Here is a 13,455-nt window from a genome sequence, read left to right as displayed (position 1 = left end):
CCGTGGTGGACCTTCTCCCATTCTGTCTTTGAAAGAAGAATCGAAGGTTGGGCTGCTAACCGCCCAACCTCCGATTCCAGTCCTCTTGCTAGAGCCGGATGTCGGCAGACTCCCCCGGCTTTAGGGCGATGAGCAGATCGCTCAGCCCAGCGTCCGCAAAGAGTTTGCTGATCTGATCCGCATTTTGGCTGAAATGTGCCCACGAATCCTCGTGCACTGGAACGACCTTTTTAGCACCCATGATCTTGGCCGCTTCGAGGGCGCGGTCATTGCTGAGAGTTATATACGCCCCGTCAGCAATCACATCGAATTTAGCGCCGCCGACGAAGAGCACAGCGATATCAATGGTTGGAAAGCGGTCCGCGATTTCGCGCACGATATCGAGCTCGGAGTTGTCACCGCTGATGTACACCGTCGGCATACCCTCCGCTTCGAGAACAAAGCCGATCACCGGACCAAGCGCGTCCCACACGCCCTCCGGGCCATGATGCGCCGGCACTGCCGTGATCTTCATCTGCCTGCCATCGGGAAGCGCCACGGTATGAACGTCGTAGTCGCTGATCCCCAGGACATTGGGGCCAAAGCTCTCCGCGGCCTCCGTCGTGGTGAGGGCAAGCGGCACCATCGTGAGAAAACCCCGACCGGCCACGTCCAGATTGTCGATGTGCTCGTGGGAAGCGAGAGCCAGGTCAACTTGACCAAGCTCCTCGGGGGTGGCGCTCGGGCCGAGCTTCTTAGTAACGGGCCCGGCAATTGGGTGGTGGTAGACCTGGGGAGAATCAAAGGTCGGGTCAGTGATCATCCGGTAGCCGGCGATCTCGAGGAGCAGGGTCGGTCCTCCAACGAGGGTTACTTTGACGTCGTCCATAATTTCAGTCCTATCGGTTCGGTGCGCCTGATTACGGGAAGTTCAGCTTTTGCTCATCATCTGAGCCGTGATGTCTTCCGCCCCGTGCAGGACGTAGACGAGCTTGCCCTCATCATCGAACGCCGGGGCGTTCAGGGGCTGGAACCAGCGGGGCTCGAAAATTCCGTCCGAGTTCTCAATGTCATAGCGAACAGGCGGAAGAATGTCGATTTCTCCGGTCACGACAACACGCTCGATGGAGCTTCTCAGAATCTCTGTTCCCTTCGCATCAGGGTTGTCCGGGTTATCCGGAAAAGCGTCAAGGATATCCCTGCCGACGATTCCCTCACGGCTCTTTCCCGTAGATGCAAGGAACGAGTCAGTGGCGGCGACAATCGTCCTGTCAGGCGCGACGATGATGTATTGGTTCGGCAGACTTTCGAAGATTCTCTGGAAGTCGGGGCTACCTGCATCTGAGGATGACACTTTCGGTTCCTTTCCTGATAAGCGACATTTTCGCGTCTCGTAATGCCATTGGAGCAGCTGTACGCGCCCCTAACTAGTGCAAGACATGGACCGGAACGTTCAGTTGCCTCGACCACGAAACCGCGGATGACCGTCAACCTGGGCCACCTACGGCGAGGTGTCCCAGGCCAACTAGAGCCCGAAGGCGGTTCCGTGACCGTGTTCGAACACGAGGTTGGTCTGGGTGCCTGCGACGGCAGGATTCGAAGACAAATGGTCCAGCACGAATTGACGAATGTGCTCAGTGTTTTTGGCCGTGATGTGGATCAAGAAATCGTCGGAACCGCCCAGTACGAAGAACTGCTTAATTTCGGGAAGGTCCCGTAACTCGTTACCGAAGGCGTTCATGAGGTGACGGGCACCAGGTCTAAGCCGCACGCTAACCAGGGCCTGGAGAGGCAAACCCATCGCTTCGGGTGCGACTTCGACGGTGAACCGCTTGATCACCCCCGACTCCTTGAGCGCCTTAAGGCGCGCAAGACAGGTTGACGGCGCAAGCCCCAGGGCTTCCGACAACGACTGGTTGGTACGCCTTGAATTCTTGGACAACAGACCCAGAAGCCTCTGGTCGACTTCGTCCAGAGTCACCTGCTGCAGTTTCTGCGGGTCGGACACCATGTAACGCTCCTCACAACGCAGGAAGTGGCCAGTAACTCATATCTTGCCGCAGATTCTGCAGGCAAAGTTGGAAATGTCGCAGTTTCTGTCATTCTTTTGCTCACAAACATCAATCCCCTCAGAAAGCGTGAGCATGATCATCTCCGTCCCCAAGGAAATCAAGAACAACGAGTTCCGCGTGGCCATCACGGCTGCCGGCGTGCATGAATTCAAAGCCAACGGCCACGACGTGCTCGTGGAAACCGGTGCCGGCGCCGGTTCCGGCATTAGCGATCAGGAGTACGCACTCGCCGGAGCTGAGATCGTTCAGACTGCAGAAGAGGTCTGGGCCCGAGCCGACATGGTGATGAAGGTTAAGGAACCCGTGGCGTCCGAATACCGCCACTTCCGCGAGGGACTGCTCCTTTTCACCTACCTTCACCTTGCCGCGGAGCCGGCACTGACTCAGGCGCTTGTCGACTCAGGCGTCACGGCCATCGCTTATGAGACGGTGCAGGAAGGCCGGGCGCTGCCGCTGCTCGCACCCATGTCCGAAGTAGCCGGCCGGCTCTCCGTTCAGGTCGGCGCGACCTCCCTCATGGCGCCCGCCGGCGGCAAAGGCGTGCTGCTCGGCGGCGTACCCGGCGTCCGCCCCGCGAAAGTGGTGGTCCTCGGTGCAGGTGTCGCAGGCACCAACGCCGCCGCCATGGCCCTCGGCCTTGGTGCCGACGTCACCATTCTGGACATCAACATCAACCGGCTGCGCGAACTCGACGCCCAGTACCAGGGCCGGCTCAAAACCGTGGCGTCGAACTCGTACGAGATCGAAAAGTCAGTTATCGATGCAGATCTCGTCATCGGCTCCGTTCTGATTCCGGGAGCGAAGGCCCCCAAGCTCGTCACCAACGACCTCGTTGCCCGGATGAAGCCCGGCTCGGTCCTGGTGGACATCGCGGTGGACCAGGGCGGCTGCTTCGAGGACACGCACCCCACCACACATCAGGAACCCACGTACAAGGTTCACGAGACGATCTTCTACTGCGTGGCCAACATGCCCGGCGCTGTCCCGAACACCTCCACCTACGCGCTGACCAACGTCACGCTCCGCTACGCGGTTGCTTTGGCCAACTACGGCGTCAAGGGTGCTTTCGACCGGCTCCCCGCTCTGGCGGGCGGTCTGAACGTGGCGGTGGGAAAGGTCACCCACAAGTCTGTCAGCGATGCCCATGGACATGACCTCGCCGACTGGCAGGACCTCGTAACGGTTTAGGACATCGGCTGTGCCTGCCCGAGAGAAGGCAGGCGCAGCCCGCTCCATAGGAAGGGGCTCGGTATTAGATGGCATTTCACCTGCAACCCAAATGGCAGCCGCTGGTTGGCCAACTGGTCATCGTGAAACTTCTGGATGAGGAGATCCGCCGCGGAGTTGTCGATGCAGTAACCGATGATGATCAAATCTTGTGGCTCGACAGTGACGGCGCTGAGCCCCGCCGTCTCTTTCACCGGGCAGACGGTTTCAAGGTGTGGGTCGACTATAGATGGGAAACCGGCAGGTCCAGCCTCTGCCCTGGCTTCCAGCATGCTGCTGCACCATGAGGTGCGAACACTCCGCTGCGCCTGGACGCGTACAGCTTCTGGAACAGCTGCATGACGATAATGAGTTAGCAGGAGCGATTACTCGGCTGCGCTCTGAAACAGTCCAGGATGAAGCGTCAGGCGTTCTTGTCACCTGGCACGGCCCCTGGTCCTACACCCTTGAGCTCAGCCACCAGATTCCTCCTGGACTCGTCTACGAGTGCGTCGCCCCTGAACAACTGAACTTCTAAGACTGATTCAGGACCCGTCTGACTGATCGAGCCCATCAGCGCCCCTCCCCCAACGTTGGCGCGCCGGCGGCGCCCCCAGCAGGCTGTCAACCTCAATGACGAGCCGACCGCGGTGTCCATCGTCCCACACGGATGGGCGCCAGGCACACAGCCGGTGCGAACGCTGTGCCCGCGGTACATGTCGATCATCTGTGCCGGCGCGAAAATGGTGAATATGAACAGTCGGTAAGCCCCTCCCATTCCTGGTGTCGGGAGCGGGGCCCCGCCGGCCGTGTGCAACCTGGCAACGCGAAGGAACCCTGATGTCCGAACCTACTGTGGAAAGAGCAGATCTCGGCATGGCCTGGGCGGTGAAAGAGAGCTTTGTACAGTACGTGCAGTCTATGCGCGATGGACGCATACTCCTGCGCGAGGGTGCTGCCGTGACAAATACCCGGCAGTTCTATTTCCCGTTCAGGAGCCTGGATCATTCTGACGGAGACAACTTTGTGCTCCAGTTCGGTGGAGAGGCCCGCTTCCTCGCCCATCACGGGCTTATGTCGGTCTCGATTTGCAACCCAAAAATAATAGTCGGGCCCGACGGGGCATGCCTGTCCATTGAACAAGGAAACGAGATCGTGCACCTCGCCCATCTCGACTTGCCGGCGGTGTCTGTGGAAGACGGCATCAATATGTGGGCAAATGTCTCAGTAGCTCTGACCAGCGCAGGAGCGGCTGTTTTCGCAGATAGCTATTCAGCCGGAGAAACGCTGGCTCCGCTGACCATGAGGGCACCATCCTTTGTGGAAGTATCCTGACCCCGTTCTGGGGTGAACTGGCGGTACCAGCTGGGACAAGGTCCTGGGCCAGACATGAAGACGCCGTGCTTTGCCCCGCTCCATACTGGTGGATCCGGGCACGAGGTACTGGCAAGGGCCTGTTCCTGCCCGCAGACTCAATGAGTCCAGGGGCAGGAATTGCTGCATCGACTAGTGTCTAACATCCACCCGCGGCCGCAGCGCCACCACGCACTGTTGGTTACTGAGTAGCCACCGTTGCCGTGGTTCGGACCAGGTGGGCGAAGCGTCGCGCCATCGCCTCGGTATGCTCCCTCACGATCTGGTCTTGATTCTCGAATGCTTTCATTCCGCGGCCGGCACGCTCCACGGCAACCGTGTCATTCTCATTGACTAGGGACAACCACTGGCGGTAGACCACCGGCGAGATCTCCGGGTGAAACTGAACTCCCCATGACATCTCGCCTACCCGAAAAGCCTGATGCGGATACTGGGCCGTCATCCCGAGCCATACTGCTGACGGCGGGAGTTGGTCGATCATGTCCCCATGCATGGCGCCTCCGAAGAAGGGATTTGGCAATCCGGCCATCAAGGGATCCTCGGCAGCATCGGGCCGTAATGCCACCTCGACGACCCCCGCCTCGAGGCCTTGGTCTCCTCTGGCCACGGTCCCGCCGAACGTCTGTGCCATCAACTGAGCTCCAAGGCAGATCCCTAGTGTCGGTTTCCTCTGGCTGGCGGCGACCGCCATAAGGCGCCGGATGTCGGTAAGCCAGTGATAGTCACGGTCGTCCAATGAGCTCATGTCACCGCCAAGAACCACCAGAGCGTCCTCCTGAATCACGTCCGGGATCACGTCACCACTGAAAGGCTGGATAATTCTGGTGGTTATCCCCTCATCCTGCAGCCAAACACCGAGACGGTCCAGCGGGCAGTGAAAATCTGGCTGTATGACGAGTGCCTGCAGGGTACCGGTACCTCGGGGCAGGTTTGGCTCATTGGTCATTCTCAAATTCCTTATCGGGCGGTCGGGGTTTCAGCCTGCGAAACCCCGGGTTGTGAGGGACGTTGGCATTCCTGGGCGGTTAACCCGGACACCGAGGCCCCTGGCCTTTAGTCCCCGGACCCAGGCGGACAACTTCAACGTAGCGAACAGCACGGCCGGGGTTGCAGTGCCGGTTGCACATTAGGATCCGAATGTGTGTGCCTTAGACAGCATGGTGCTCCTGGGCTCACCCGAATATTCCTCAGCGGACCCCGGCCGCTGCTGCCGCCATTGAAGAGTCATTGAGGAACAGCACGGTGGCCTTCACGCATCGCCAGTCGCGCAGCAATGCCCGTGGGCAGCCAGTCGCCGGCTTCTTCGAATGAATGACCGATGAGCTGCTCTACGCGCTGGAGCCGTTGCCGGAGTGTGTTGCGGTGGATGTGCAGTTTGGAGACCGTGTCGGCACTGGACCCTTTATTGGACAGGAGCATGGCGACTGTTTCGGCCAGCTGGGTTCCATTTTCCGCGTCGTAGCGCATGAGGGACCTGAGTTCCGCGAGCACGTCCCTGATCTCCGCAGACATCCCCTCCCCAAGAAGGGGCAGCTCCTGCAGGTGTTCTATGTCGCTGAAAGAGGTGACCCGTCTCCCGGATGTCCTGCCGACCAGTTCTGTCCAGGCCAGTGCGGTTTCAGCGTCTGAGAGCGCTGGCTGCAGAGAGGCGACGTCCCGCGCCAGGGGACCTACGCCGGCGAAAGCTGAGACGCCACGGTGTTCGTCGAGGTCAGAAAGAGTCGTCTCCAGCTTCGCCTTGATATCTTCTCCGGAGCCGGAAGGGGTATCGATAAAGAGCAGGCTGAGGGGGCCTTCCGTGAAGACCAGGGATCGGGGGCCGGCCAGCTCCTGAAGGTAGGGGGCGATGCGTCTGGACACCGCGTCAGAGTCGAATTTCAGCCGTTTCACCCGCACCAGGACCGGCAGAGTGCGGCCCTTGGACCATCCTGACTCCTCGAGAATGCGGGCGAATGTGCTCGTGCCGACGCTTCGGAGCAGGCGTGAAGCATGGGATGAGCCGACGGACTCCAGTTCTACTGCTTCAAAGAGGGCGGCCAGCTGAGAGCAAATGGCGCTGAGCCGATCGAGCTCTCTGGTGGAATAACGGCGTGGACGATAGCACGTGACGATGCCCCGGGTGCTCGTCAGGCCAAAGGAGACAGATATCCGCTCGTGTCCGGCGAAGTTGGATTCAATGAATTCGGACGTTGCTGTTCGTGAGTGAGTGGTTCGAACTACGATTCCGCTTCGCTCGCCCTTATCCATTGCGATGGCGGTGGGCGGCGATGTGGCTGCACCCCGGCCGAAATATTCAATGACGCAGCCGTCGGAGCTCATGTGCTTAAGAATCGCCTGCGTGGCCACTTGGGCGCATTGCAGGACGGAAGTGGCGGAGTTGATCGGGAAATCGACAAGGAAGTGCGCAGCTGCGGATTGGCGCCGCAAGTCATCAACCGTCTCAGCCTGCAGCAGGCCGCTGGCAAGCAGCACTCCCACCTCGTCAGCAATCAGCTTTGACTCCCAGGTGAAGGTTTCCTCCTCATATGACCAGAGGCTGAACACGCCAAGGAGGGTCCCGGTCGGTGCCACGATCGGGACAACCAGCATCGAATTGAAATCTTCTTCCTGCAGTTCGCTGATGCTGGCGAACCTCGGGTCCTGCTGAATGTTCTTGTTTAGGACAACCGACTGTCTGGTGAGCCCTGCCCAGCCAGTTACACCTTCGCCGAGGCGAAGGGTGATTCGTCCCACTTGCTGGCTTTGCACTCCAGGGGTGCCTGCGCGCATGACAAGGACTTGTTCCTGTTCATCCCACAGGTAGACGAAAACCCCTGCTGAGTTTGTTGCCCTGGCTACCAAGTCCACTGCTCTTTGGGCAAGCGCGAGTGGATCGGGTCCTTCCATCATGAGCTGCGTGAGCTCGGACAGGGTGTCTGCGCGAAGCTCTGCTATTTGGAGTTTGTGGCGATAACCTGCGGGCAGGACCTCATTCGGTTGCGGGGCCGCAGGCTCAGCAGGGGGTTTCATCGTTTCAGCTTAGAAGGCTCATGCCCAGGGAGGCCCGGCTGAACTGCCTTGGCGCGTTGACGCCGATCCAAGCCACGTCCTCCTCCGCAGATCCAACCCGGTACAGGGCGGCGTTGCGTTCCTCCGCAGCGTATACCTGTACAAGTTCGCCTGCCGTCGGAAGCATTCCGTGCACCTGTACCTTTCGGCCGAACTGCTCCGTCCACCCGTACGGAGCCTGTTCCAGTTCGCTGGAGTCGAAGCCTGCGAAGTATTCTGCCAGGGCTGCGCCATGACGTTGGGCCTGGGTCCAACTCTCGAACCGCCGAAAGGTTCCGTCCTCGGCCTGCCGGGCCGAAACGTCTCCGATAGCGAAGATCCCGTCGGCGATTTCACCACTGGTCAGGAGGGCTTTCCCGTCCGCAGTGCAACGGACTCCGTTGGAAATGTCGAGCTCGCTGTAGGTCAGCCATTCGGTGTGGGGGCGTGCGCCGACAGCGCTGATCACCAGGTCGGCGTGCAGGTCCAGGCCGCTGACCCGGACCTTCCACTGCGCATCCGTTTTCTGAATGGATTCCACAGCAACCCCAAAATGAGTTACGACACCGGCCTGATGCATCCATGCCTTCGCTTCCTCTCCCAGATGTCCTGAAAAGAAGCGCTGCATTGGTTGCGGAGCCAAATCCACTACCGTGACGGCAAGCCCACGCTGGGCGAGTGTAGATGCCAGTTCCGCACCAATGGTTCCCGCGCCGATGATGATTGCACTGGCAGCTCCTGCATCCACGGCGCTGCGCAGGGCAAGGGCGTCCTGCGCGGTTCTGAGGCTGAGAACGCCCGCTGGCTCGTTCGGCAGCCGGATTGAGCCGGCTCCTGTGGAGATGACGACGGCGTCAGCGGCTACTTCTCCGAGCTTGTCCGTCAGGACAGTCCGCTTGTCAGTGAGCAGCCCGATGGCCTTTGCATTGAGGATCGGCGTAGCCTCCGGCCACCACTCGGCCGGTTCGACGGGGCCGGTGCCAAGAAGGAATTGCTTGGACAGCGGGGGCCGGTCGTAGGGCGCGTTCGGGTCTGAATCAACGACTATAAATTCGCCTGCAAAGCCCAGCTCGCGGCTGCGTTCAATCAGCATCGCCGACGCAACCGAAGCACCAATGACCGCAACCCGGTCTGGCAGATGTGTCACGATGCCGAAACCTCTGATGCTTTCTCGCTGGCCTCGTTCGTTTCCCGTTCCAGGATTGCCCGTTCGGGGCAGTTCCGGATGGCCTTGCGGACGTTGGGTTCATCGCCGCTGTTTTCGCGGCCAGGAATGACGTGCGCGTAGCCTTCCTCGTCGATCTCAAAGGTTTCGGGTGCCAGAGCCCAGCACCGGGCGTGGCCTTGACAACGCCCTCCGTCGACCCAAAGTTCTCCCATGGTGATCAAGCTCCAATCTTGAGGGTAAGCGGGCCGACGCCGTGCCACGGTTCGTCGTCATTCGCCCGTTCGAAGTGAGGGACAGCCTTCAGGAATTCCTCCATGGCGATAACCATTTCGGCGCGGCCAAGGTTCGAGCCGAGGCACCGGTGGATCCCTCCGCCGAAGGCCAGGTGGCGGTTGTCTTCACGGTCAATCTTGATGTCGTTGGGTTCTTCGTAGACCTCCGGGTCACGGTTGCCCGCGCCGAAGACGAGCACAACGCGTTCGCCAGCCTTGATTTCCTGGCCCCGGACAACTGTGTCCTTCTTCGCGGTGCGGGCCATGGCCTGGACCGGGGAGAGCGTCCGCAGGAATTCTTCGGCTGCGGTGGGGATCAGGTCCGGGTCTTCCCGCAACTGCTGCTGGGCCTGCGGGTTGCCGGCCAGGTACCAGAGGGCGGAACGGATCGCCCAGGCGGTCGTGTCGAGCCCGGCGAGGAAGAGCAGGTAGCAGTACGACAGCAGCTCTTCCCGCGTGAGCTTCCGGCCTTTCACTTCCGCTTTCAGGAGCTGGGTGATCAGGTCATTGCTGGCGTCCGCTTCCGGTCCGGCCTTTTCCCGTTCGTCCAGAAGGCGGTCGAAGTAGTCGTTGAGTTCGCGTCCGGCCGCATATGCGGTTTCCGGATGCGCGGTCCGCTCATAGATGATTTCGTCGATCCACCGGTCGAAGATTGGCCAGTCCTGTTCCGGATATCCGGCCAGGCGGCTGAAGATAATGGTCGGCATCGGGCGGGCAAGCTTTGCCGAGACATCAACGACGTCTCCGGCTGTGAGGACTTCCCGGCACAGCTGCTGAGCGGTCTCCCGCATTCCGGGTGTCAGCTTTGAGATGTTCATGGGGGTGAACATCGGCAGCAGGATTTTGCGGAAGTCAGCGTGGGTCGGCGGATCGATGTCGATCGGAATCAGGGGGACGTCAGTGCCGAACGCCGGGAGGAGCATTGAGGGTCCGACCGCGAACGTGTCGGGGTCCTGCTCGGCGTTGAAGATATCTTCGCTCTTGGTGATGTACCAAAAGCCTCCATACTTGTTACTGTGCCCGACAGGTCCGTTGGCTAGGATGTCCTGGTATTCGTCGAAAATGTTGTCGAGCGACCGTCCGTGGAAGTCAAAGTCTGACTTGTTGTGGCTGAGTCCCCGCTCAGTTTCTGTGCTCATGAGAATTGCTCCTGAAGTGGTTTCTGTGACTGTGCGTACGCTGCGGCCTTCTCCACGAGATCGACGAAGAGGGCCTTCTGGGCTTCGTGGTAGTCGACCATGTGCTCGGGATGCCATTGGACTCCGATGAGGCGGGCATCGTCGGCTTCAATTGCTTCGATAACATCGCCTTCCCGTCCCACGACACGAAGGCCTGTTCCGAGCTTTCCCAAGCCCTGGTGGTGGTAGCTGTTCACGGGAATGGTCAGGTCTTTGGCGATCCGGGCAAGTTCGGAACCGGGCTCCAGTTGTACCTGGTGCCATGGTTCATGAGAGGGATGGTCCTGCCAGTGCCCCCTGTCCGGGCTCACTTCCTGGACGAGGTTTCCGCCTCGAATAACGTTGACTAGCTGCATCCCCCGGCAAGTGGCCAGGATGGGCAGGCCGCGGAGCATGGCCTCGTTGTAAAGCTCGATTTCGAAGTCGTCCCTGATGTCGCACACGTCATAGACCGTGTCGGCCGGGTCCTCCCCATACAGCCGGGGGCTGATGTCACCGCCGCCGGTGAGGATCAGCCCGTCGAATCCTTCAAGCGCCGCATCGGGGATCGTTGCCGTGGACGGAAGAATGGCGGGACGGCCGCCTGCGGCAAGCACGCCGTTGGCGTAGGCCATGTTCTGGACCGTTGAAGGCATCGGGCCAAAGGCGGTATCGACGGTCTGCCGGGCCGCGGAAATGGCAATAAGGGGCGCCCGCATGTCAGTAAACCAGCCAACCGCCGTCGACGTGGATGGTGGTACCGGTCACCCAGCTGGCCTCGTCGCTGGCCAGGAACGCGACTGCGTTGGCAACGTCGGAGGGCCGTCCGATTCGTCCGAGGGGCGTGCGGTCGAGCAGGAACTTCACGGCGTCCTGGTTCTCCAGCACGGACTTGGTGAATGGGGTCTCGATGAAGCCGGGGGCGACAGCGTTGACGCGGATTTTGGAAGCTGCGGTTTCGATGGCCAAAGCCTTCGTGAACATAAGAAGTGCACCCTTGGATGCGTTGTAGTGGACCTGGGGGTGGCCGCTGCTGGCGATGACGATGTGGGCCTCGACAGAGGTGATGTTGACGATGGCACTGGTTGAGTCGTCGCCCCGGGCGGCAGCGCCCTTCTCCAGCAGCGGCCGTGCGGCCTGGCTGACCAGGAACGGTCCGGTGGAGTTCACGGCGAAGACCTGGTCCCATTCCGCTACGCTCACGTCGTCGAAGTTGCTGCCCTTGACGATTCCTGCGTTGTTGACGAGGGTGTCGAGCCGGCCGAATTTTGCGTCGATCTCGGCCATGCCGCTGCGGACCGAGGCTTCGTCGGCGACGTCCATAACAACAGGCACCATTTCCGGGTGCTGGCCGATCAGACGTTCGAGCGCGGCCTCGTCACGGTCCAGGGCTACGACGGTGGCGCCCTCCTTGAGGAGCTTTTCTGCGATGGCAAGGCCGTTTCCGGACGCGGCTCCGGTGACTGCAGCGATCTTTCCGGGGTGAGTGGTCATTGGGTGCTTCTTTCTGAGTATTTAAAAAATGGAAATGGAGCTCTTAGCGCTGCACTCTGCGCTAGATGCGTTCCAGGTAACGTGCGATCTCGAAGTCGGTGACGCTGGTCTGAAGCTTGCGGAGCTCCCAGCGCCTCGTCTGGACGTAGTGGGTCACGAAGGTTTCGCCGAAGTACGCCTTGGCGACCTCGCTTTTTTCGAACTGTTCGATGGCCTGGTCGAGTGTTCCGGGCAGCTGCTTTACCTGGTGTCCTTCCTCCAGGGCGTAGGCGTTTCCTTCCACCCGCTTCGGGGCGGTCAGTTCCTGCTCCACGCCGTGCAGGCCGGCAGCGATGTTAGCGGCGATGACCAGGTAAGGATTGGCGTCAGCGCCCGGTACCCGGTTTTCAATGCGTGCGGCGCTGCTCTTTGACGGGATGGACCTGATGGCGACCGTTCGGTTGTCCAGGCCCCAGGTGGCGCTGGATCCGGCCCACTGCCCGCCTTCGGTCCGCTTGTAAGAGTTGATGGTGGGCAGGTAGAGGGCCGTGAGCTCCGGTGCCGTCTCGACGACGCCGGCCAGGTAGTTGTATCCGATGGCGCTCAGTTCGCCGGGCTCCTCGGCATTGGCGAAGGCGGACTTGCCCGACTGCGGATCCCAAAGGCTCTGGTGCATGTGCCCGGAGGAGCCGGCCCACTCCGGGTTGATCTTGGCCATGAATGATGCCGTGTAGCCGGCCTCAGCTGCAACCTCCTTGACGGTTGCCTTTAGCCGGAGGGCGTTGTCCGCGGCTGCGAGAGCATCCGAATAGTGGATGTTCATCTCGAACTGGCCCGGACCGTTTTCACTGTTGCTGGCCTCGATGAAAATGCCCTGCTCAGACAGGCGGCGCCGGATCTCACCGATGAGGAACTCGGTGCCTGTGTCCCTGACGAGGCTGTAGGTGTGACTGCCCGCCGTGATGGGGGTCAGGTCGCGCCAGTCCTTGGCGGCAAGGTCCGTCGGGGTGCCTTTGAGCAGGTAGAACTCGAACTCGTAGGCGCAGACTGGCGAGTATCCAAGGTCTTCGGCTTTCTGCACGACTCGCTTGAGAATGCTTCGGGGACAGATTGCCGCAGGCTCGCCCGACATCTCGTAGGCGTCGCAAATGACGGAAGCCACGCCGGGTTCCCCCGGAACGACCTTCAGGGTACTGAGATCGGGGAGGAGCGTCACGTCAGGGTAACCCGTGTCCCACCCCGTGTAGCTGAGATCAGAAATGATTTCGTCCTGAATGTCCCAGCCGAAGATGATGTTGCAGATATTCGTTCCGCGCTCAGCGACGCTTTCCAGGAAGTACCTGGCAGGGATGCGCTTGCCGCGCCATACGCCGTCCAGGTCCACGACGCCCACTTTGAACGTTTTGATGTCGTTGTCGGAGACGAACTTTTGCAGTTCGTCATGCGCTGACGCGGCTGAGGATTGATCCTGCATGTCGATGGCCTCGAGTTCGTGGAGGTCCTCCGGGACCTGTGTGATGGGATTCACTATGTACCTCTTATCCTCATTGATATTGGTTACTAAAAACACTAAGAGCGGGGTCCTTTTGGCGTATGTGCAAGGTGCACATCATGATTGCCGGCTACATGCATTCGGTAAGCCAGGTCACATTCCTGTGCGGTAGGCAGGCCAAGGCTTTTCCGTGTTCTGCCCAGTACCCAGGACACGAAAGCCATGGTGCTGGGCA

At 60.4% G+C, this 13,455-nt stretch carries 14 protein-coding genes; 3 read left to right on the top strand and 11 right to left on the bottom strand.

The genetic code is table 11. From position 1 onward, the window contains the following. Positions 1-88 precede the first annotated feature (88 nt). From B5520_RS18700 to B5520_RS18690, 3 genes are all read right to left on the bottom strand, one after another. Positions 89-868: an MBL fold metallo-hydrolase gene (locus B5520_RS18700; protein WP_079598570.1), complete on the bottom strand. Its 780-nt coding sequence runs from the start codon at positions 866-868 to the stop codon at positions 89-91. A 42-nt stretch (positions 869-910) separates the two neighbouring features. Continuing rightward, positions 911-1,333 carry a PAS domain S-box protein gene (locus tag B5520_RS18695; protein WP_079598569.1) on the bottom strand — a complete coding sequence of 141 codons (423 nt, stop codon included), beginning with the start codon at positions 1,331-1,333 and terminating at the stop codon, positions 911-913. 171 nt (positions 1,334-1,504) lie between these two features. Continuing rightward, positions 1,505-1,990, bottom strand: coding sequence for an Lrp/AsnC family transcriptional regulator (locus tag B5520_RS18690; RefSeq protein ID WP_079598568.1), 486 nt, complete (start codon positions 1,988-1,990; stop codon positions 1,505-1,507). Between the two features lie 133 nt (positions 1,991-2,123). Here B5520_RS18690 and ald point away from each other — a divergent pair, with 133 nt between their 5' ends. The 3 genes from ald (at position 2,124) to B5520_RS18670 (ending at position 4,592) form a co-directional block, all read left to right on the top strand. Next, on the top strand, positions 2,124-3,239 hold the full coding sequence (gene ald / locus B5520_RS18685; protein WP_079598567.1) for an alanine dehydrogenase: 1,116 nt from the start codon (positions 2,124-2,126) through the stop codon (positions 3,237-3,239). A 68-nt stretch (positions 3,240-3,307) separates the two neighbouring features. Continuing rightward, on the top strand, positions 3,308-3,565 hold the full coding sequence (locus B5520_RS22525) for a hypothetical protein (protein WP_139386263.1): 258 nt from the start codon (positions 3,308-3,310) through the stop codon (positions 3,563-3,565). Positions 3,566-4,097: 532 nt separating this feature from the next. Then, positions 4,098-4,592 (top strand): HtaA domain-containing protein, encoded by a 495-nt coding sequence (locus B5520_RS18670; protein ID WP_254865638.1) that lies wholly within the window; start codon positions 4,098-4,100, stop codon positions 4,590-4,592. 220 nt (positions 4,593-4,812) lie between these two features. Here the strand turns inward: B5520_RS18670 and B5520_RS18665 are convergent, their stop codons facing one another. The 8 genes from B5520_RS18665 to B5520_RS18630 all read right to left on the bottom strand — a co-directional run bounded on the left by B5520_RS18665 (position 4,813) and on the right by B5520_RS18630 (position 13,256). After that, entirely contained in the window at positions 4,813-5,577 is a 765-nt protein-coding gene (locus B5520_RS18665; RefSeq protein WP_079598564.1) for a type 1 glutamine amidotransferase, read from the bottom strand. A 278-nt stretch (positions 5,578-5,855) separates the two neighbouring features. Beyond that, on the bottom strand, positions 5,856-7,640 hold the full coding sequence (locus B5520_RS18660) for a helix-turn-helix domain-containing protein (protein ID WP_079598563.1): 1,785 nt from the start codon (positions 7,638-7,640) through the stop codon (positions 5,856-5,858). 4 nt (positions 7,641-7,644) lie between these two features. Continuing rightward, a complete protein-coding gene (locus tag B5520_RS18655) occupies positions 7,645-8,805 on the bottom strand; it encodes an NAD(P)/FAD-dependent oxidoreductase (protein ID WP_254865637.1) in 1,161 nt (386 codons plus the stop codon). Then, positions 8,802-9,038 (bottom strand): ferredoxin, encoded by a 237-nt coding sequence (locus tag B5520_RS18650; RefSeq protein WP_056332056.1) that lies wholly within the window; start codon positions 9,036-9,038, stop codon positions 8,802-8,804. The genes B5520_RS18655 and B5520_RS18650 overlap by 4 nt, the downstream gene beginning before the upstream one ends. Before the next feature lie 5 nt (positions 9,039-9,043). Then, on the bottom strand, positions 9,044-10,237 hold the full coding sequence (locus B5520_RS18645) for a cytochrome P450 (RefSeq protein ID WP_079598562.1): 1,194 nt from the start codon (positions 10,235-10,237) through the stop codon (positions 9,044-9,046). Then, positions 10,234-10,974, bottom strand: a complete 741-nt coding sequence (locus B5520_RS18640) for a gamma-glutamyl-gamma-aminobutyrate hydrolase family protein (RefSeq protein ID WP_056331967.1) — start codon at positions 10,972-10,974, stop codon at positions 10,234-10,236. The genes B5520_RS18645 and B5520_RS18640 overlap by 4 nt, the downstream gene beginning before the upstream one ends. Position 10,975: 1 nt before the next feature. After that, entirely contained in the window at positions 10,976-11,749 is a 774-nt protein-coding gene (locus tag B5520_RS18635; RefSeq protein WP_011777266.1) for an SDR family NAD(P)-dependent oxidoreductase, read from the bottom strand. Between the two features lie 61 nt (positions 11,750-11,810). Then, the gene (locus B5520_RS18630) at positions 11,811-13,256 is read right to left on the bottom strand and encodes a glutamine synthetase family protein (RefSeq protein WP_235008782.1); all 1,446 of its coding nucleotides are present in this window, start codon (positions 13,254-13,256) and stop codon (positions 11,811-11,813) included. Between the last annotated feature and the right edge of the window lie 199 nt (positions 13,257-13,455).

This window comes from Arthrobacter sp. P2b, from assembly GCF_900168295.1.
Lineage (GTDB): Bacteria > Actinomycetota > Actinomycetes > Actinomycetales > Micrococcaceae > Arthrobacter.
Note: the sequence above shows the minus strand (reverse complement) of the source record. Positions and strands in the feature narration are given on the sequence as shown.